The following is an 18,994-nucleotide window of genomic DNA, read 5'->3' as shown; positions in this document are numbered from 1 at the left end:
GTGCAGGGCGTTTCAGGGTGCGGCGGTCAACAGGCGGTGGACGAGGAGCGCGAGCGCCGCGGCAAGGGCGCTCAGCGTGAGTACGGCGAGCAGCGCGTAGGTGGCGTAGGCCCGGCGGGCGCGCGACGGATAGCCGGCCGCTGCCGGATCGCGCCGCGCGGTGAGCCGGAGAAAGGCAGCGGTGGAGGCTGCCAGTCCGGTGGCGCCGAGCAGTTGTGAGGCCATCTTGTAGCCGTCGAGCGGTGGCAGCGGTACCAGCATGGTGAACGCCTGGACGCTGCCGAGGAGCAGCAGCGCACCGAGCGCCCCGTCCGTGGCGGCATCCAGCGGGGCGAGCGACCACACCGCGAAGAACGGCAGCAGGAACAGCAGGTTCATGACGGCCCCGGCACCGGCGGTGGCGAGCCGGGCCCGGCGGCCCGGCAGATGGAGGAAGTCGTCCACCGTGCAGTACATCATCACGACAGGCAGCCGCCATCGCAGCCCGATTTCAGCCACGTGTCCGCCGTGGTGGCGGGCGACCACACCGTGGGCCAGTTCGTGCAGCGCGGTACTCAGCCACAGCAGCGTGGCCACGGCCGTCAGCAGTGCGGGCTCGGTGAACAACCCGGCCGTCGCGTCGATCAGTTCGGGCAGGCGGAGCAGGAGCAGCACTTCCATGACGGCGGTCAATGCGAGCAGCGGCGCGAGCGCCCACGGCGACAGCAGTGGGCGCACCACCCGGTGCAGCGCGGCCGTCGTCGCGTCCGCGTCGGCGACCAGCCGGATGGTGCCGCGCAGCAGGCCCCGAGCCGGTGGGTGCGGTGGCTGTGGCGGTGGCTGTGGCTGTGGCTGTGGCTGTGACGGGACGGTTGGCGCCGGCGCGCCCTTGAGCAGTCCGCGGGCGCCGAGCGAGGCCAGGAGCGGCTGCCAGTTGGCATCCGCGAGCCGCCGTCCGAAGTGGGCCGCGTACTCGGCGCCGATCTCCTCGATGCTTCGGGTGCCGTCCATGCGGGAGATCAGGAAGTGCTCCTTCGTCCCGACCTTGTACGCCTGCCCGCTGTCGGTGTTCTTGATCAGGTGGACGACGTCGGGGCCGTGCAGCAGCGGCTCGCTGATCCGGACGCCGGCGCCGAGCTCGGGGCGGTGGTGCGCCGGAACGGTCACGGCGGTCACGGCCGCGCTCCGGAACGCGGTTCGAGCGGCCCGGTCGGCGCGACCGGCTCACGCAGCGCGCGGCCCAGCACATGGGCCAGATACGCCTCGTCCCTGATGGTCACATGCAGCCGGTTGTTGGTCATGTGCATGTACGGGGAGAGCAGCCGGGGCAGCGCCAGGCCGGGGTCGGTGACGTGCTCGTCCCGGTCGCCGGTCCAGGAGCGGAAGACGAGGTCGCCGTCGGCGGCCAGCTTCGCGGCACGGTCGCGCAGTTCGGCGCAGTGCTCGGCCCAGCCGGCCAGGAAGGCGGGCAGTCTGCCCGGCTCGCCCTCGTCGACGGCGGCGCGGATCCGGGCGAAGTGCGCGGCCAGGCGGGGGGCCATGGCGGCGTAGTCGCGGTCGTACTCCTCGCTGCCGATGAATCCGGTGCCGGGGAAAGCCCGGTGCCAGAACGTGTAGTACGAGTCCAGGTAGTCGGCGAGCTCCTCGACGGCGGGAAGGAAGGCACCGGACATCACCATCATCAGCTGTGCGGAGGTGCCGAGCAGAACCGTGCGCAGGTGGAGGTTCTTGGTGCGGAAGGCGTCGATCACGAGATCGCTGGAGTGGCGGAAGTGCCACTCGGCGAGTTCGATCCCGGCCGGGCCGCCGTACTTGCCGTACTCCGGCTCGTACGGTTCGGCGCTGCGGGAGTTGTTGGGACGCAGCCGCATCCTGCCCTGCTCGTCCGTGTAGTGGCCGCGCTCGGCGCCGGGGAACTCGATCTCGAAGAGGGTGTTGTAGAACTCGTTGAGGAATCCGGAGTCGACCTCGTAGAGAGCGGGCCGCTGGGCGAGGAAGGCGTCGACCGCCTCCTCCGTGCGACGTCGCACCTCGGCCTCGGCAGCGGGCGAGGACGGCTTCAGCCTCAGCCGGACGTGGGGGCCCTCCAGCCAGTAGTTGATGAAGAAGTAGCCCGCGATCAGTCCCTCGGAGTCGAGTTGCTCGACGAGCGGGCGGACGCACTGCAGCAGCATCGGGCGCGGGTTGGCGGCGTAGAAGACGTGGGTGGCCTGCCAGGCCCCGGCGCCGGTCGTGGTGGTGGTCGTCATCGGCTCTCCCGTCGGGTCGGGACGGCGGTCTCCACGGCCAGTTCGGCGACATGGCGGCCGCGTTCGGACGTCACGTGCAGGGCGCCCTCGTCGGGCAGCATCTCGCGGAAGACCACACGGGCCTCGTCGCTTTTCAGGAGCCCCTCGAACGCCGTCAGCGACAGCGGGCTGTCGAAGTCCAGGTACTGCGGTTTCGCGCCGGTGGCGCCGCGGGGCCCGCTGTCGGAGACCGTCGCGAAGACCCGGTCCGGCAGCCGGTGCGTACGCCGGAACGCGTGCCAGCCGACGAACCAGTCCTCCTGCGACACACCGGGTCTGTGCAGCGGCAGCGCGGTCGCGGGCGCGCTCCAGCTGCGCCGGCTCAGCACGACACCGGCGTGGCGCACCCGCGGCCTGCGGGTGACACCGTGCGTGGGCTCGCACTCCGGGACGCCGCCCCACACGTTCACCGGCGCCATCGACGTCGGCGACATCAGCAGGAGGGTGCGGGCGAGTTCGGGCAGCGCGAGCGGCACCAGATAGCCCAGATAGACCGGGATCACCTGGCGGCCCAGGCGCTCGGACCGCAGCACGATCCGGTCCGCCTCCTCGTCGTGGACGAGGTACAGATCGTCCAGCTGCAGACTGAACTCCGCGTCCAGGGTGGCCGTCTCGCCCGGGCAGACGATCTCGTACTCGGTGAGCCGCCCGTGCAGGTTGAGGTTGCTGGTGACCGGCCCGCCGGTGACCTCCGCGAGCACGGCACCCTCCGGGGCGAGGTCGGCGGACCGGCGCAGCAGCCGCTCCTCCAGCCCGTCGAAGCAGTGCGCGAACCGGCTGAACGGGAACGACACCCCGCCGTACGAGCGGTTGAGCACGACCAGCGGGTCGCCGCCCGGTCCGGCGGCGAGCTGTACGTGGTGGCTCATCGGCGCGAACGGCTCGGAGACCGGGGCCAGTTCGCGCGCCACCTCGGTGAGGAAGTCGTCGTCGAGGACGAGTTCCTCACCGTCGTGCCCCGTCCGCCACCGCTCGCGCATCCCGGCCACGAAGGTCTGGCGGGCGGCGTCGAGCGCCTTGAGCTGGGGCAGGCTCAGCCAGTTCTCCTCCGGTACGTACTCCCCGGCGGTGTCGAACGTCGTGCGCCGGGCCGTGAAGGAGATGTACTGGTCGAAGAAGTCCTCGTGGAAGTCGTGCACCAGCCTCAGCAGGTCGTCACAGCGCCCGCCGGCGCCGTAGCGGGCGACGAAGAAGCCCTTGAACGTGATCCGCTGAGGCAGGGTCAGATCGAACGCGGGCAGGATGCGCTCCACGGCCGCGAGCGGGCGGGCCGCCGATCGGGTCCACACGTCCAGGTCCAGCGTGCAGCCCCGGCCGGCGGCGGCGTCCTCGTACAGCACCGTCCGCGGGACCCTGCCGCGCTCGGCGCCCAGGTACTCCTGTACGGCGTGCAGCTCGTCCCGCAGCCGGGTGAGCAGCATGCGCCGGCCGGCCGGGTCCGCGTCGGGGAAGCCGTCCACGCAGGCCAGCGGTCCGTCGAGCCGGTCGGCCAGCTCACCGCCCCACGCGCTGCCCGTCGTGCGCAGCGAGTTCTGGAAGGCGCGCAGCGGATCGACGTCATGGACACCGGTGCGCAGCGCGGGCACCTGGACCATGCCGAGGTCCAGCAGCGCGCGCAGGTACTGCTCGGCCTCACCGGCGGGGGCGCCGCGGTCGGCCGCCAGCCAGTCGCACAGCTCTCCGTAGCGCAGGCTGCCGCGCTCCTCGAAGAGCGCGATCAACCGCTCCAGGGTGCCGCTGCGGCGCAGGAAGAACAGCCGGTCCTTGACCGCGTCGAAGGTGACGGCCGTGTCGTCGTCGCCCGCCGTGACCCAGCGGCGTACGTAGCGCACCCGGTCGTCGTCGCGGCCCCATCCGGGAGCGAGCGCCACCGGCAGGTCGGCCCGCCGGCCCGGATCGGCGACCACGGCCTCGGCGAGACGGTCGAGCGCGGTGACGTTCAGCCGGGTGTGGCTCGTCCACGACTCGTCGATCCGCACCTCCAGCCCGCCGGCAGCCCTTTCGGTGCCGCCGTCGGGCTGCGCGAACCCGCCGGGCACCACACCGGTGAACGTGCTGAACGGGCTCGTCTTGCACGCCGTCCGGTACACGTACGAGAGCAGGGAACGCTCGATCTTCCGCTGCTTCTTGGAAGGCGGGTGCTCCGGCCGCCCGGTCACGTCCCGTACGTAGGCGTCGAGTTGTGCCTCCAGCGTCGGGGACGCCAGCAGCAGGCCCTTGCGCAGCCGCTCCTCCCCGGCCAGCCGGCCCAGGGCGGCCCTGCTGCGGGCGGTCTCGGCCGCGAGCAGCGCGGCGCCCCGTTCGCGGAGCGCGACCAGTGCGCGCCGGTCGGTGAGCCACCGCTCCAGTGCCTCGGCGGCGGCCGTGTCCAGCGCGGCGACCTGCGTGAGCGCGGTGTCCGCATCGCCCGGCAGCCGGTTGTTGAACACTTCGCGCCGCAGCGACAGCAGCGTCCGCCGGGACGCCTCGTCGTCGTTGCGTCCGATCAGGGCGTGCAGCAGATCGCCGATGTGCTCGCCGGCGGCGCGCAGCCGCTCGTCCTCGTCGAGCACCTCCTGAGCCCAGCGGCGGCTGTCCGGGCAGCGCAGTGCGCGCACGGCCTCGACGGGCAGCGCGGCGACGCGGAGCATGAACGGCATCGTGGTCCTCCCCCTTCGCGTGCTCATCGATCAGGCGATCTCGTAGCGGAAGTCGGCAGGGGCGGGCCGCTCGTTGCCCAGCATCATGATCAGCAGCGGGGACTGGCCGGTCGCCGCCAGGCCGAGCTCCTCCATGTAGGAGATGTTGTCGAAGCCGAGGGCCACGCCGCAGCCCAGGTCCAGCGCGGAGGCGGCGGTGTACAGGCTCTGCGCGACGGCTCCGACGACGGCGTTGACCAGCCGATAGCCGCGGTCGCCGACGGCGTCGAGCACGGCGGTCGTGCGGACGGAGGGCACCAGGACGGCTGCTGCCTGCTCCAGGTTGTAGTTCGCCAGGAAGTAGTTCCTCTGCAGGAACTCACCGGGCGGGCCGGACTTGACCAGCCGGAGGGCGTGCCCCGCGGGATCGTAGGCGTAGGCACCGGCAGGCACGCCCTCGACATGGCTGACGAAGGCGTAGAGCGTCGCGAGCGACGTGGCGCCGGTGTCCGTGCCCGTGCCTGTGGCTGTCCCCGTGCCGGTGTCGCCGCCGAGCGCGGCACCCGCCGTGGCCGCCGCGAGGCACGTGGCCAACTGCTCGGCACTCATGGGTCGTTGGGCGTCGAAGCGGCCGAAGCTGCTGCGACGGCGACGCAGCGCGGTCCGCACGTCCGTGGCCGGCGGCCGAGCGGCGGGGAGCGCCACCACGGCCCGGTCCGGATCGGCGGCCGGGGCGGCCGCGGAGTCGAGCGCGCCGGCCGCCGGTCGCTCGGCGGCCCGTTCGGCCGTGGCCGCTTGCATCTTCCGCACCGCCTCGAAGGCGAGGACCCTGCGGGACCGTTCCACGTCGTGGCGACGAACCGCCGCCGTGCCGGGCGCGGGCGCGGGCCGCGCCGCCGCGCCCTGCCAGTGCAGCGGCACGACGGCGAAGACGCCCTCCTCCTCGGTGCGCACACCCAGCAGCCGGGCCAGCCGCTCCTCGTCGAACCACATCAGCGGCTCCACGGCGAGGCCCAGGGGCCGCGCCCACATCCGCCAGGTCTGCACGACGGTCCCCACGTCCATGGTCACGGCGTGGAACGAGAAGGAGTTGTACTTGAACGCGTTCTGCCAGTACTTGACGCTCAGCACCAGGAACTGGTCGGTCCCCGTCCCCGGGGCACTGTCGCCGAGCGCCTCGCGCACCTCGCCGGATACGTCCCCGGTGAGCAGCCGCTGCATGGCGTGGTGACGCGTGGCGTAGTGGTGCACGCCGGGCGGGACGGGCCCGCTCGGGCCGCCGACCCAGTAGACGCTCACCGGGTAGAGGCCGCCGCCGGACGCGGTACCGCGCGACCAGTTGGCCAGCGGATACCACGGAAGCGCGTCGAGATCGGTGTTGGCCTGCACCCCGAGCCGACGGCCCGTCAGACCGTACGAGTCCCTCAACATGCCGGACAGCGTCACCAGGTCGAACGCCCGCCCCGCACTCTCCTCGGTTGCCGTGGCCGTGGCCTGCGCGTGTGCCAGGGTCGCGTCGGACGGGTAGTCGCAGGCGGGCAGCGGCAGCATGTCCGTGCCCGGGTAGAACTTGGTCTTGCGGGGGCCGTCGGACCAGTCGGGGACGAAGTCCGCCGGAGGCATCGGGACCCGGCCCCGCTGCATGATCGCGGCGGCGTATTCATGGGCGTACCCCATGGTGTGCTCCTTGTCCGTGCGGTGCCGGGCGGGCCCGGTCAGGGGAAGGGATGGGGCGCGGGGTTGAGGTCGGTGGCCATGAGGTCCGCCTCGCGCAGTCCGGCCTCCCGCAGCGCGGTGCGCATCCGGGGCATGTGCCGGGCGCGCTGGCGCGTCCAGCCGAAGTCGATCGGCAGCAGCCCCGGCACCAGCACGCTGACGGTCCGCAGCCCCAACGCCCGCTGCTCCGGCATGGTCTGGTCGACGACGATCACGTCGAAGCCGGCTCCGGTGACCGCCTGGAGGCAGCGGTCGAGGTCCTCCCGCAGGTCGTCCGACGCGGGCGGCACCGAGCCGTCGCCGTAGAGGGCGGCCATCGACCGCAGGGGTGGGCGCGGCTCGCCCGGCTCGCCGAGCAGGAACCCGGCATGACGGCCCATCTCGGGGATCCCGTAGGCGAGCGGATGGTCGTGGAGCGCCGCGACCCGGGAGAAGTCCCGCTCCATCGCGCGCAGTCGCTGTTCGTCGCGTTCCGTGCGGCCCTGGAGGTTGACCGCGTCGGTGGCGATCTCGCACAGCGCCCCGGCCAGCGCCGCCTCGGGATCGAGCCCGGCCCCGGCGCCGAAGCACATCCGGCCCAGGCCGCCGTCGTGGCGGACGGCGACGCCGGTGACGACGGGGACGGGGAAGGTGATGCGTGTGTCGAAGAAGCGGGCCTCGTAGCCGTACATCGCCAGCCGGTCGACCATCTGGCGGGTCGCGGGCCGGTTGCTGGTGTGCGGATCGATCTCGGGCAACCGGGCCTGCCCGTACCAGGTCAGCAGGAAGGCGTCGCGTTCGACGACCTCCATCAGGCCGAAGTAGACGGCTTCCTCCAGACAGCCGCCGGACGCACAGCCGTTGGAGCTCTCCTGGACGAACCGGTTCTCCAGACCGGGTGCGTGGTAGTACGTCAGCACCTCGGGTACGAGGACGGGCCCGGCGTCGCGCAGCGACCAGCCCCACACCCAGGGGATGGCGCGGTCGGGTGCGAAGGGTTTCACGTGCGGATTGGCCTCGTGGAAGGCGTCGGAGTACAGCCCGCAGTCGCGGGGGTCCAGCGCGTGCTCGCCGCGTGTGCGCAGGCCGTCCAGCGAGTCGTGCACCTTGGTGAGCTTGGCGCGCGCACGCATCCCGGCGTACCGCTCCAGTCCTTCCAGCACACCGATGCGCAGGCTGTCGCCGAACGTGTCGGCGTGACCGCCCCAGAACGTCTCGCGCAGGTAGCTGCCGGAGCGCATCGAGAAGCAGCCGATCGTGGCGGAGGTGGACGTCGAGGAGACGTCCAGGACCACGGACGGGCCGAGCGAGCCGCACACCGGGTTGGCGAAGGCCGGGAGCGGCAGGTTGTAGTCGTCGATGGACCGGACGCGGAAGCTGCCGGCGGCGGTCTTCGGCGCGGGGCGCAGCGTGAGCGCGGCCGCCTCGGCCGTGTCGTGCTCCGGCACGGCGCAGCGCGGGCACTCGGGATCGGGCACCAGCGGGTAGCGGCGGACCGTCAGGGAACGCAGGTCCATCACGTGGACGGGCGGGAAGGTGCCGGCGCCCGCGGCGTTTTCGGAGCCCGCGGCTTCTTCGGAGCCTGCGCCTTCCTCGGTGCCCGCGGCTTCCTCGGTGCCGGCGCCTTCCTCTGCGCGTGCGGTGAGGGTGGCGATCAGCGCGGCCAGCGCGTCCGCTGTGAACGGCGTGAGGTACGGGGACGGGCCGGACGCCTCGGTGCCGGAACCCAGTTCGAGCGCCTCGCGCAGCGCGACGGACCGCACGGCCTGCCAGCGTCGCTCCAGGCAGTGCACACACGGACGGCGGGCACTTCCGGTGCGGGAGAGCGGGCCGACGACGGCGTGGTGCCCGTAGATCCGTACGGGCACGGCCGCGTCGGCGGCCGCGTCCTCGGTGGACGCGTTCGCCGTCGAGGCGTCGGGCGGTGGTCCCTCGGCCCGGGACGGCCCGGTGCGTGGCGGCTCGGTGGCGAACGCGTTGTGGAGGCCCAGGGCTTTCACGTCGAGCGGTGCGTCGCAGCCGTGGCCGGCCAGCGCGCGCCGCAGCATTGCCGCCGGCTCCGTGAGGGCCGGTTCCACGGGCTCGGGCTCAGTCGGCATCGGTGCCGTTCCTCGGGCCGCTGGTGAGCAGGATCCTCGCGGTCCGGATGCCGCCCGCGGGCAGATCGGCCGGGGTGGTGTCCACGTACAGCACGTCCCGCCCCGAGGCGGCCAGCCGCTGCAGCACCCGGTCGAACGTCGTGGCGGGCGCACCGGCCTCGACCGGCGTGCCGGTCACGGCGATCGTGCCCGGTGCCAGGTCCGTCACCAGCGGGTCGCCCATGTCGACGCCCCCGATGGTCCCGGCGCTGCCAGCACCTGCGCTCGTCGCGCCCTCGGCGGCGAGTTGCACCTGGCCCAGCAGGTCACGCAGGGCCTCGCAGGCGGCCCGGCGGCGTGAGAGGCCCGCCGCGACCGCCCACCGGACGCCGCCGCCGGGACCGCTCTGCCGGGCCAGCACCACCTCGGTCGACGAGCGCCCGGCCTCACCGAGGTCCAGCAGCTCCACCTCGACGCCGAGATTGGCCGCGGACCGGAGCAGGAAGACCAGCTCGGGGTCCTCGTCCGGGACCACCGGTGACACGGAGGCGGTGCCGCCCACGGCCCGCAGCAGCGCGTCGTGCGCCAGCGCCGACAACAGCCCCCGGCCCGCCGCCTCCTGGGCGCCGCTGCCCGCGCCCGCACCGGCGGAGGTCGCGAGGACCATCCGCTCCCTGTTGTACTGGCCGAACGGGCGCACCGCCGCGACCGGCACCCTGAAGTGCTCCTTGGACAGCAGCGACGTGGCGGTGGTCCAGGCGGTCACGTCGGCCGCGGTACCGAGCCCGCCGCCGGTCGTGAGCGTCTGCGGCGCCACCTCGGGCAGGTCGTGCACGTCCGCGGGGCCCCGCCGCACCGGCACGACGTGCTCGACATAGGCCTCGGCCGCCGCGTACAGGGCCCGCGTCCGTGCCCCGGCAAGATGGTGCACGTCGAAGGCGGCGATCGTACGGCGCACGCCGTGACCGAGCGCGACCTCGACACGGCTGATCTTCAGCGGGGTCTGGGTGAGCGCCTCGTCGTCGAAGCGGCCGAAGACGCCGGCGAACGGGCGGACCAGCGCGTCGCTGACGCGGTTCAGCTCGTCGACGACCGCCTCCGCGTCCCGAGCGGTCTCCACGGTGGCCGTCCCCGGGACCGCGAGGGCGCCGGGCGTTTCGGCCGGAGGCTCGTCCACCGGCCGTGTGGCGCAGTGGACGCAGCGCGGGTGCGGGTGCACCGGCTCGGCCACGACGTCGAGCGACTGCGTGTTCTGCACCAGGATCTGACGGTCCGTCTCGGCCGGCAGGGCGCCGGTGGCGATGCGGAAGATCTCGTACCCGAGCAGATTGCCCACCATCGCGGCGACCGGGCCGGTCAGCGGGCCGTCGTCGGGGGAGGACAGCGAGGTGTCGCCGAGCGGGCCGGTGCCGGCCGTGGCGCCCGCCACCTCGCTCCACACCGCGGCCGCCGCGCCGGCGTCGTGGTTGCCGCCGAGCCGCAGTACGGCGCACGACCAGCAGCCGGCCGAACGGGCGGTGCTCCGCGGCCCGACCACGGCCAGTTCGCCGAACGTCCACACCGGTATGAGCGTCTTGCCCTCCGGCACGCCCGTGGAGAGCAGCCGGTGCACCCGTGCGGCGGCGCCGGCGCCGGTCACCACCACCGCGTCGTAGGCGCTCAGCGCGGTCCAGTCGGCATCGGCCGCCAGGGACTCGATGCGCACGGGGCAGCCGTCGGCGGCGGCTTCGGCCGCCTCGGCGGCGACCTCCGCGGTGTCACCGGCCAGCGCGATCCGGGCGCAGCCGTTGCGCACGAGGCTCAGTGCGCACCAGCGGGCCACCGCGTCCTCGCCGAGGACCGCCACGGCCGTCTCGCGAAAGCGCACGAAACGGTGCGGCGCCTGGTCGGTGTAGTGGTCGACATAGGCGATCTGGGCGGCGAACCTGCGCGCCACCGCCTCGTGCGGCCCGCCGTCCTGGCCGTCGTCGCTCTCGGGTACGTCCCGGGCGAAGCCCCGGTCGTAGAGCGTCCTGACCAGCTCGGTGGCCATCACCCGCTGCGGCTCGCCGAATCCGGCGCACAGCTCGGCGAGCCGGTGCCGACCCGTCAGATGGGGCACGATCAGCGACGCGAAGCGGTAGGCCGTACGACCGGCCAGGTGGAACCCCCCGTCGGCGTTGTGGAACAGCACACCGCCCGGTGTCCTGGTGAAGAGCACATCGCGGCGGATGCGGGGCCGCGTCGCGGCGAGGGTGTCGAACACCCCTCTCGCGTCGCCTGCTTCGATGACTTCGGCAGCCATGACGTCACACCTTCTGTGTGGGAGAGTTTCGTCGCGGGTCGCTTGTGCGCGCGTAGACGCGCAGCAGTTCATGCATGCGGTACGGGCCGGGTGGGCCCTCTTCCAGCAGGCCGGCGTCGGCCAGCCGTTCCAGTGCGTCCTCGGCCTCGCCGGCGGACAGTCCGAGCGCCGCCGCGCAGTCGGCGGCGTGGAACTTCTCCCGGCCGAGCCGGCCGAGGCGTACGAACACCTCGGCCGGCCGTGGACCGATCCGGCCGAGTGCCGACGCCAGCACGTGTCCGAGGGACAGTTGGGGCGATCCGGGCAGGGACAGCGCGGCGAGCGGGTCGTCGGCGAGCCAGTCCGCGCAGTGGGCGAGTGACAGCTCCGGCCGGGTCAGCAGCCGTGCCGTCACGATGCGCAGGGCGAGCGGGAAGTGGCCGCAGACATCGGCCAGTTGACGGGCCGCCCGCGGCTCGGCGGCCACCCGTTCGGCACCGAGCGTGGCCTGCAGGAGCCGGTGGGACTCCTCCTCGTCCAGCGGCCCGAGCCGCTGCACCCGCCCGCCGTGGGTGGCGATCAGGCCGGCGAGGCACATCCGGCTGGTGACGAGTGCGGCGACGTCGGGCCGCAGGTGCAACAGCGGCCGTGCCTGGTCCGCGTCGACGACGTCGTCGAGCACGAGCAGCACCGGGCCGTCCCCCTCGGATCCGCGCAGTACGGCCGTGATGCCGGCGGCCACTTCGGCCGCCGTGCGCGGCGTCCCGTCCCGACGGACCATCCGCACCAGCAGTCGCCCGCCGGGGAAGCGGTCGCGCAGCAGATGGGCGACGTGCTGGGCGAGTGCGGACTTCCCGATGCCCGGTGCTCCCGACACCAGCACCAGTGCCGGTTCGGCGCCGCTCCGTTCGACGAGCCGCGCGGCCGCCGCCGCGGTCTCGGCGGCCCGGCCGGTGAACGACGGCACCACCGGCACCGCGGTGACGAACGGTTCCTCGGACGCGGCGAGTACGGGGACCGCACGCTCCGGCCGTACGTCACCGTCCGCCTGCATGTCACGGTCCGCCCGCACGTCACGGGCCGGTCCGCCGGCGCCGCTCGGGCCCCCGGGCGGCACGGCCGTCCGGCGGCCGTCCGCCGCGGGACCGGCTGTCAGCTCTCCACGGCCTGTCGGTTGCCCGCGGCTCGTCGGTTCCCCGCGGCCCAGGACCGCGCCCGCGAGGACCGGCCTCAGGACCACGGACGCCTGCTGGCGGCCGGCATCCCCGCGGCCGCCGAGGCCGTCCCCGCGGCCCAGGTCGTCCCCGCGCAGGATCGCCAACTCCAGCTCCCGCAGCGCGGGGGACGGGTCGACGCCCAGCTCGGAGCGGAGGTACTCCTTCACCTTGCGGTACTCGGCCAGCGCCTCGCTCTGCCGCCCGCTCCGGTACAGCGCCTCGATCAGCTGCTCGCGGAAGCGTTCGTGGCCGGGATGGGCACGGGTGGCGCTCCACAGCTCCACCAGCGCTTCGCCGCACCGCCCCAGCGCGAGCTGGAGGCCGCAGACGCGCTCCACGGTCCGCAGCCGCTCCTCGGCGAGCCTCGGCACCTCGTCGCGCTGCAGCACGTCGGAGCGTACGTTGGCGAGCAGCGCTCCCTGCCACAGCGCGAGCGCGTCCCAGAGCATGCACAGCTCCTTGTCCGGGTCGTGGGCCGCGCCGGCGGCCAGCCGCACCCGCTCCCGGAAGTCGACCAGGTCGAGGGCGGCCGGCCCGGCGCTGATGCGGTAGCCGCCGGGCACGGCCTCGATCGGTGTGGCGGTGACGCCGTGCTTGACGAACAGCCTGCGCAGCCGCAGCACACAGGTCTGCAGCGCCGCCCTGGCGGTGGCGGGCTGCTCCTCGCCCCACATGGCCCGCTGGAGGTACTCGACGGACACCACGGCGGGGGAGTGGAGCAGGAGCGAGGCCAGCAGGATGGTGGGTTTCGAAGGGGGCAGGACGACAGTGTGCGGACCGTCGGAGATGCTCAGCGGCCCGAGAAGCTGAAACCGCATGGCTCGGGGCCTAGTCCCAGCCGTTCACCTGCTTGCACAGCGCGAGTATCGACTCTGGTACGTGCCCCTGCCGAGCCGCGTCCGCCAGGCTTCTGCAGAACGCCTCGGCCGCTTCCTGCGCGGGATCGTGGTCGCCGTGGCCGTGGCGGCCGTCGGAGTGGTGCAGGTGCTGGAACGTGGCCTGTGGAACCGGGGACCCGTGCGCGGGGCTCGCGGTGGCGGAACCGGCGGTCACGACGAGCGTGGTGGCCGCGAAACCCAGTGCGACAAGGACACGCACACGGCGGGCAGGCTTGTTCACAACTGACATCAGGTACACGTCTGCTCCCTGTGGCTCACGTAGGGGGTGTTTTCGCCACGTGTGACCTTGCCAGTCGCCAAGGGGCGGCAGCAGACCTGAAGTTGTCAGCATGATGCACCGGTCGCTGCAGCTTCGTGTCACCACGGCCCTGAGTCGGCGCAGCAGGACGCGCGTAGCTGACAAGGCCTTGGGCGAGAGGCGGCCGGATCCGGCTCCGCGCCCTCGGCGAGCGCCAGTTCGGACCTCACCAAGCCGCTTCGGGCCTCGAGTCAACCCAGTCCTGCCGTGTCGTCCACGGGCTCCGGCTTCGGCTCCGTCGGACTGAAGCCCGCGGCCGATCACCATCAGCGCCGGCGAACCGGCCAGGGCGGAGACGACCGTGCCGGTGGTCGTCGCGGCGAGCGTCAGCAGCAGGACGCGCCGTTTGCCGAATCACTGTCCGGAACGCGAGGTCATCACCGAGTGCCTGCGGCGGGGGTGGAACTCGGTGCTCTTCGACGCCTCCAGCCTGCCGGTCGAGGAGAGCATGCGGCAGACCGTCGAGGTCGTCGCGGAGGCTCGTGCGTACGGGGCCGCGGTCGAGGGCGAGATCGAATCGATCACCGGTGTGGAGGACGGCATCGGCAGCGACACCGCCGCCGCGCAGCAGGACCTCGCGGTGGCGCTGGAGTTCCTGCGGACCACACAGGTCGACGTCTTCGCGCCGGCGATCGGCAACGCCCACGGCTCGTACAAGCAGGCGCCGGTGCTCGACGCCCAGCGTGTGTCCGACCTGGTGGCGGCCTATCCGGTGCCGATCGCCCTGCACGGCGGGAGCGGACTGTCCGACGAGCAGTTCCGCGACCTGATCTCCCGGGGGTGCGCGAAGGTCAACATCTCGACCGCCCTCAAGGAGACGTTCATGAAGTCGAATCTGGCCTTCCTCGAAACGGCGGCGGAACGGCAGAAGTGGGATCCGCCGTCGCAGTTCCGGGCCGTACGCGAGGACGTCATCGCCCTGGCCGGTTCCCTGATGAGGCTCTTCGGCAGCGCCGGGCGGGCGGGCTGAGACCATGCCCGCGCTCATCTTCGACTGCGACGGCGTCCTCGCCGACACCGAACGCGACGGACATCTGCCCGCGTTCAACGCGGCGTTCGAGGAATTCGGTCTGCCCGTGCGGTGGAGCGACGAGGAGTACGCGGAGAAGGTGAAGGTCGGCGGCGGCAAGGAGCGGATGCGGACACTGCTGACCCCCGACTTCGTCGCCGCCGCCGGTCTGCCCACCGACCCGGCCGCACTCGAGGAACAGGTCGCCGCCTGGCACCGCCGCAAGACCGAGATCTACACCGGGATCATCCGCGGCGGAGACATTCCTCCCAGGCCCGGCGTGCGGAGGCTCGCCGCGGAGGCGTACGAGGCCGGGTGGACGCTCGCCGTCGCCTCCACCTCCGCGGAGGTGTCCGTTCGCATCGCCGTCATCGCCGTCGTCGCTGTCATTGGAACTCCCGCCAGCGAAGGGGGTCGCATTCGAGCATGTCGCGGTCCCACCGTCCGCGTTCGGCCGCCGCCTCGTAGGTCGTCTGCAGGAACGCCATGAGGACGGCATCCGGGTCACTCGCGGTGCGGACCTTCTCGTAGGGCAGCAGGAACTGGCCGTTCTCCCTGCTGTAGAAGGCATCGGCCGGAGTCACGGGGTAGTCGGCGAAGCCGTCGGGCTCCGGGTAGGCATAGGCGTAGAAGGCGCCTTCCTCGCCGCCGCCGGGCCAGAAGCCGCAGCTGCTCAGCTCACGGGAGTAGCCCTCCACCATGACCCAGTCACCGCAGTTGGGCGCGCCGCCCGGGTGCCGTGGGGCGGGGCGGCCGGAGAACCTCGTGCAGGCCAGGTCCATGGCTCCCCAGAAGAAGTGCACCGGGCTCGCCTTGCCGGTGAAGCGTGAGCGGAAGTCGCTCATGACCCGGTGGGCCTGCAGCAGTTGCTGCCAGAAGAGGCGGGCGGCGCCGGGGTCGTAGGAGGCGTGATCGTGATCCTCGGCGAACGGGATCGCCGTTTCGACTTCGTTCGGGCGGGCCTGGATCCGCGCCTCGATCCCCATCTCGTCCAGGGCCCGCATCGTCTCGGCGTAGAACCGGGCCACCGGCTTGGACTCCAGGGCCACTGCGCGGACGGCACCATCACTGGTGCGGATGCGGAGTTCGTGATCGACGAAGTCGAACTCGATGTCGAAGACTCCTGAGCCGTACGGGATGGTGGACGTGGTCAGCCCGCGTGGGCTGACGTACAGCGTGACCTGCCACCAGTGGTTCACCAACGGCGCGTGCGCGAGGCGCACTTTGCCGACGATCTGGGTCCACATGTGCAGGGTGTCTCTTGTGTCGGCCCAGTCGGCCACCTTGAGCTGGGGCCATTGTTCGCGCGCGTGCGTTGTCTGCTGAGTCACCGTTGTGCCTTCCGGATCGGCGTCATCGGTGGGCGGGACGAGGGCGGGCTCGGCCGCATCGGCCGGGGGGAGGCCCGACCGGGCGGCACAAGCTCCCGGGGGCCGCGGCTCGTGTGGTGTCCGCCGGGGCCACAGGTTCCTTTCCAGCAGACTCTCCGCCGCGGGGCACACGGGCAACTCGGACGGTGGCAGGACCGCCGGCGCTTCCCGACGCCGGTGGGACATCTCCGCACGTGGGCGAATCGCGACCGTGCGCGCGATGGCGGAGACTTGTTCTCGGACGACGCGGGAACCCGGGCCGAGCCGGTCCGGGCACGAGAAGGGGCCTGGTGTACGGCCTGGCTCTGCTCCCGTACGAGAGGGTCACAGACATGGCTGCTCAAGGCGACCTGCCCGCCCCTGAGCAAGGGATTGTCATCACGCACTTCCTGACCGTGCGCGACGTCGCGAGATCGAGTCGCTTCTACGCCGACATCTTCGGCGGCGAGATCGTACTGAGCGAGAATCCGGCCATCGTGAAGGTGGCCAACAGCTGGATCATCATGAACCCCGGCGGCGGACCCACCCCGGACAAGCCCGGGGTGACCCTCGTAGCCCCGGAGGCGGGCGACACCGTTTCCAGCTTCATGAACGTCCGTGTCGCCGACATCCGCGCCTTCTACGCCGACGCCGTGGCGAAGGGCGCGGAGTTCCTCACGGAGCCTCTCGACCGGAAGGCCGAGCTGCGCTGCTACCTGCGCGACCCCGACGGCTATCTCATCGAGGTCGGCCAGGCCACCGGCATGCTGCACGGTGTGTTCGCCGACCGACCGGCCGCAACAGGTCAGTAGTGCTGGGCGTCCGCCCCGTCTCCGTCTCCGCCCCCGCCTCCGCCTCCGCGAGGCGTCGTGCGGGGGATTCTTTGTCCCGATCCGTCCGAAGCGGGGTGTGGTGCCAGGGCTGCGGACTGCTGGGGGCGAGGCTGGGCGCATGAGTTCTGTATCCGTGCATTCCGGCGGCCGTCGCCGCCGTGGCCGTGTCATTGGTGCGCTGTGTGCCGTAGCCGCCTCGGCGGTGGTGGTGAGTGGATGCGGGGACGGCGGGCAGGGCAAGACCTCCGCCGCGGCCCCGACCGCTCCGGCACAGGCTGTGGGGCAGACGACTCCCGGTGGGCTCACCAGGGACCAGACGGAGCGGCAGGCGCTGGTCACCTCCGCGAAGATCGGATGGGACGAGGCGGCGGACACCGCGCTGGCGAAGGTGCCCGGCAGCAAGCTGATCGAGATCAAGCTGAAGCGCGCCCAGGCCGGAACCCCGGAGTGGGAGAGCGAGATCGCCGCCGCGGACGGTACGGCCCATGACGTGCACGTCGACGCCGCGTCCGGACAGGTGACGCAGTCCCGCGTCGAGTCCGACCAGGACAACGAGGACAGGCAGCAGCTCGCCGACCGGCTGAGCAAGGCCAAGATCACCCCACAGCGGGCTGCCACGACCGCCACCGACCGCAAGCAGGGCACGGTGAGTGCCGTCGGCCTCGAGGGCGCGGACAGCCGTGGCCCGATCTGGTCCGTCGACGTCGTGACGAAGAACGACGGGTACAAGACCGCGTTCGACATCGACGCCGTCAGCGGCGAGGTCCTGCGCGAGGAGGTCGACCGGGACTGAGCACGGGCTTCGTATCCGGGTCAGGCCGCTGCGCCGACCGGCGCAGCCGGCCTTACGCCCGTCTGACACCCGCCTGACGCGCGCCGAGCTCGACCGCGCGATCGCATGCCGATATTCGTTACGTGGTGGGCGGGAGGCGCCCCTACTGTGGCCCGGTGACGACTCGGATGATCATTCTCAACGGTGGTTCCAGCTCGGGGAAGTCCGGCATCGTACGGTGCCTGCAGGCCGTTCTGCCGGATCCCTGGCTGGCGTTCGGGTGCGACTCGTTCGTCGACGCTCTGCCCGCAGAGATGCGGGCGTCGGACGAGGGGATCGTGTTCACGGCCGATGGCGAGGTGAGCATCGGGGCGGACTTCCGGGCGCTGGAGGCGGCCTGGACGGCGGGCGTCGTGGCGATGGCCCGTGCGGGCGCCAGGGTCGTCATCGACGATGTCTTCCTCGGTGGAGCGACGTCCCAGCAGCGGTGGCAGAAGGCTCTGGACGGTCTGCCGGTGTTGTGGGTCGGTGTCCGGTGCGAGAGTGCGGTCGCCGCGGGCCGTGAGGTCGCACGAGGAGATCGCATCCAGGGGATGGCCGCGGCGCAGGCGGATGCGGTGCACGAGGGGGTGTTCTACGACGTGGAGGTGGACACGACGCGGACCGAGTCCCTGGTGTGCGCCCGCACCATCGCCGCTCACGTCGGCTGAGCGCCGGACCGGCTTGTGGCCGGCGAGCGCCGCGCGCCCGTCAGGTGCCGAAGGTGCGGCGCGAGGCCTCGATGTGGCCGAGGTATCGGTGCGTCCAGTCGCACATGCCGTCGACCGTCGCCTGCAACGCCCGGCCCGCCTCGGTCAGGGTGTACTCGACCCGTGGCGGCACGGTGGGGTGCACGGTTCGCCCGGCCAGGCCGTTGCGCTCCAGCATGCGCAGGTTCTGGGTGAGCATCTTGTGGCTGATGCCCTCGATCTCGTTCCGCAACTCGCTGAAGCGCAGGGTGCGTTCGCCGAGGGTCTCGATGATCAGCAACGCCCACTTGTTCGCGACGTCCGAGAAGATCTCCCGCGCCAGAGAGTCCGCGCGCCTCAGGTCCGCGTCGTGGGGCGAGCCGCTGTACTGCTTGGTCACCATGAGGTTCCCCAGTCACCGAAAAGTGCGTTCTTCCAGGTCGGCGTTCACTCTCCTACGGTTCTTGGGTAACCGCAAGAGAGCACGTGCGTGGGCTCGACGGAAACGAGCCGTGCGTCCACGGGCTCATGACAAGGAGGCGTGCAGTATGGCCATCACCCTGGTGAATCCCGGCGGACTGCCGGAGGTCGGTGCCTACCGGCAGGTGTCGGTCGCGACCGGGTCGAAGCTGGTGTTCATCGCCGGCCAGGTCGCCTGGGGTCCCGATGGGGTCACGGTCGGTGAAGGCGACCTCGCCGCTCAGGTCGAGCGGTGCTACCTCAACATCGGAATCGCGCTGGCCGAGGTGGGCGCTTCCTTCGACGACGTGGCGAAACTGACCTTCTACGTCGTCGACTGGACCCCCGACAAGATGCCCTTGCTCATGGAGGGTCTCACCCGGGCCGCCGCGAAGCTCGGAGTCACCCCGGTCCCGCCGGCCACGCTGCTGGGCGTCGCGGCGCTGGACGTACCCGACCATCTGGTGGAGATCGAAGCCACCGCGGTCATCGACTGAGCCAGGCGCACT

The 18,994-nt window shown here is 72.2% G+C and carries 16 protein-coding genes; 6 read left to right on the top strand and 10 right to left on the bottom strand.

Features of this window, described 5'->3' with window-relative positions:
- Window positions 1–12: 12 nt before the first annotated feature.
- Genes OG766_RS02985 through OG766_RS02950 form a run of 8 tightly spaced genes read right to left on the bottom strand, consistent with a single transcriptional unit; the run spans window position 13 to window position 13,266 of the window.
- Entirely contained in the window at window positions 13–1,155 is a 1,143-nt protein-coding gene (locus OG766_RS02985; RefSeq protein ID WP_328724493.1) for a M50 family metallopeptidase, read from the bottom strand.
- Entirely contained in the window at window positions 1,152–2,228 is a 1,077-nt protein-coding gene (locus OG766_RS02980; protein ID WP_328724492.1) for a lantibiotic dehydratase C-terminal domain-containing protein, read from the bottom strand. The genes OG766_RS02985 and OG766_RS02980 overlap by 4 nt, the downstream gene beginning before the upstream one ends.
- Complete coding sequence (locus OG766_RS02975) at window positions 2,225–4,906, bottom strand: lantibiotic dehydratase (protein WP_328724491.1); 2,682 nt, start codon at window positions 4,904–4,906, stop codon at window positions 2,225–2,227. The genes OG766_RS02980 and OG766_RS02975 overlap by 4 nt, the downstream gene beginning before the upstream one ends.
- Window positions 4,907–4,936: 30 nt before the next feature.
- A complete protein-coding gene (locus OG766_RS02970; protein ID WP_328724490.1) occupies window positions 4,937–6,562 on the bottom strand; it encodes a SagB family peptide dehydrogenase in 1,626 nt (541 codons plus the stop codon).
- 38 nt (window positions 6,563–6,600) lie between these two features.
- Window positions 6,601–8,679: a TOMM precursor leader peptide-binding protein gene (locus OG766_RS02965; RefSeq protein WP_328724489.1), complete on the bottom strand. Its 2,079-nt coding sequence runs from the start codon at window positions 8,677–8,679 to the stop codon at window positions 6,601–6,603.
- Complete coding sequence (locus tag OG766_RS02960; RefSeq protein WP_328724488.1) at window positions 8,669–10,942, bottom strand: TOMM precursor leader peptide-binding protein; 2,274 nt, start codon at window positions 10,940–10,942, stop codon at window positions 8,669–8,671. The genes OG766_RS02965 and OG766_RS02960 overlap by 11 nt, the downstream gene beginning before the upstream one ends.
- Window positions 10,943–10,946: 4 nt before the next feature.
- A complete protein-coding gene (locus OG766_RS02955) occupies window positions 10,947–12,956 on the bottom strand; it encodes an AfsR/SARP family transcriptional regulator (protein WP_266376668.1) in 2,010 nt (669 codons plus the stop codon).
- Window positions 12,957–12,966: 10 nt separating this feature from the next.
- A complete protein-coding gene (locus OG766_RS02950; RefSeq protein ID WP_328724487.1) occupies window positions 12,967–13,266 on the bottom strand; it encodes a hypothetical protein in 300 nt (99 codons plus the stop codon).
- A gap of 415 nt (window positions 13,267–13,681) precedes the next feature.
- Between OG766_RS02950 and OG766_RS02945 the strand changes: the two genes are divergently transcribed.
- Together OG766_RS02945 and OG766_RS02940 are read left to right on the top strand one after the other, a co-directional pair.
- Entirely contained in the window at window positions 13,682–14,305 is a 624-nt protein-coding gene (locus OG766_RS02945; protein WP_328724486.1) for a class II fructose-bisphosphate aldolase, read from the top strand.
- Window positions 14,306–14,309: 4 nt separating this feature from the next.
- Window positions 14,310–14,834, top strand: a complete 525-nt coding sequence (locus OG766_RS02940; protein ID WP_328724485.1) for an HAD family hydrolase — start codon at window positions 14,310–14,312, stop codon at window positions 14,832–14,834.
- On the opposite strand, the gene OG766_RS02935 is transcribed toward OG766_RS02940, so the two are convergent.
- Window positions 14,731–15,591, bottom strand: coding sequence for a DUF5996 family protein (locus tag OG766_RS02935; protein WP_328727417.1), 861 nt, complete (start codon window positions 15,589–15,591; stop codon window positions 14,731–14,733). The genes OG766_RS02940 and OG766_RS02935 overlap by 104 nt on opposite strands.
- Before the next feature lie 455 nt (window positions 15,592–16,046).
- Here OG766_RS02935 and OG766_RS02930 point away from each other — a divergent pair, with 455 nt between their 5' ends.
- The 3 genes from OG766_RS02930 to cpt all read left to right on the top strand — a co-directional run bounded on the left by OG766_RS02930 (window position 16,047) and on the right by cpt (window position 18,008).
- Window positions 16,047–16,505: a VOC family protein gene (locus tag OG766_RS02930; RefSeq protein WP_266376680.1), complete on the top strand. Its 459-nt coding sequence runs from the start codon at window positions 16,047–16,049 to the stop codon at window positions 16,503–16,505.
- Between the two features lie 139 nt (window positions 16,506–16,644).
- Window positions 16,645–17,319 carry a PepSY domain-containing protein gene (locus OG766_RS02925; RefSeq protein WP_328724484.1) on the top strand — a complete coding sequence of 225 codons (675 nt, stop codon included), beginning with the start codon at window positions 16,645–16,647 and terminating at the stop codon, window positions 17,317–17,319.
- A gap of 155 nt (window positions 17,320–17,474) precedes the next feature.
- Entirely contained in the window at window positions 17,475–18,008 is a 534-nt protein-coding gene (gene cpt, locus OG766_RS02920; protein WP_328724483.1) for a chloramphenicol phosphotransferase CPT, read from the top strand.
- A 40-nt stretch (window positions 18,009–18,048) separates the two neighbouring features.
- Here cpt and OG766_RS02915 read toward each other — a convergent pair whose 3' ends face one another.
- Window positions 18,049–18,429: a winged helix-turn-helix transcriptional regulator gene (locus tag OG766_RS02915; RefSeq protein ID WP_266376690.1), complete on the bottom strand. Its 381-nt coding sequence runs from the start codon at window positions 18,427–18,429 to the stop codon at window positions 18,049–18,051.
- Between the two features lie 145 nt (window positions 18,430–18,574).
- Here OG766_RS02915 and OG766_RS02910 point away from each other — a divergent pair, with 145 nt between their 5' ends.
- A complete protein-coding gene (locus OG766_RS02910; protein ID WP_266376692.1) occupies window positions 18,575–18,982 on the top strand; it encodes a RidA family protein in 408 nt (135 codons plus the stop codon).
- The last annotated feature ends 12 nt before the right edge of the window (window positions 18,983–18,994 follow it).

The organism is Streptomyces sp. NBC_00259, assembly GCF_036181745.1.
Classification (GTDB): domain Bacteria; phylum Actinomycetota; class Actinomycetes; order Streptomycetales; family Streptomycetaceae; genus Streptomyces; species Streptomyces pratisoli.
This window is presented reverse-complemented; position numbering and strand designations above follow the sequence as displayed.

Bases quoted from the DNA above. Each gene is read 5' to 3' on its own strand.
- OG766_RS02980 (WP_328724492.1), bottom strand. From the start codon at position 2,228: ATGACGACCACCACCACGACCGGCGCCGGGGCCTGGCAGGCCACCCAC.
- OG766_RS02975 (WP_328724491.1), bottom strand. From the start codon at position 4,906: ATGCCGTTCATGCTCCGCGTCGCCGCGCTGCCCGTCGAGGCCGTGCGC.
- OG766_RS02970 (WP_328724490.1), bottom strand. From the start codon at position 6,562: ATGGGGTACGCCCATGAATACGCCGCCGCGATCATGCAGCGGGGCCGG.
- OG766_RS02965 (WP_328724489.1), bottom strand. From the start codon at position 8,679: ATGCCGACTGAGCCCGAGCCCGTGGAACCGGCCCTCACGGAGCCGGCG.
- OG766_RS02960 (WP_328724488.1), bottom strand. From the start codon at position 10,942: ATGGCTGCCGAAGTCATCGAAGCAGGCGACGCGAGAGGGGTGTTCGAC.
- OG766_RS02955 (WP_266376668.1), bottom strand. From the start codon at position 12,956: ATGCGGTTTCAGCTTCTCGGGCCGCTGAGCATCTCCGACGGTCCGCAC.
- OG766_RS02950 (WP_328724487.1), bottom strand. From the start codon at position 13,266: ATGTCAGTTGTGAACAAGCCTGCCCGCCGTGTGCGTGTCCTTGTCGCA.
- OG766_RS02940 (WP_328724485.1), top strand. From the start codon at position 14,310: ATGCCCGCGCTCATCTTCGACTGCGACGGCGTCCTCGCCGACACCGAA.
- OG766_RS02935 (WP_328727417.1), bottom strand. From the start codon at position 15,591: ATGTGGACCCAGATCGTCGGCAAAGTGCGCCTCGCGCACGCGCCGTTG.
- OG766_RS02930 (WP_266376680.1), top strand. From the start codon at position 16,047: ATGGCTGCTCAAGGCGACCTGCCCGCCCCTGAGCAAGGGATTGTCATC.
- OG766_RS02925 (WP_328724484.1), top strand. From the start codon at position 16,645: ATGAGTTCTGTATCCGTGCATTCCGGCGGCCGTCGCCGCCGTGGCCGT.
- OG766_RS02915 (WP_266376690.1), bottom strand. From the start codon at position 18,429: ATGGTGACCAAGCAGTACAGCGGCTCGCCCCACGACGCGGACCTGAGG.
- OG766_RS02910 (WP_266376692.1), top strand. From the start codon at position 18,575: ATGGCCATCACCCTGGTGAATCCCGGCGGACTGCCGGAGGTCGGTGCC.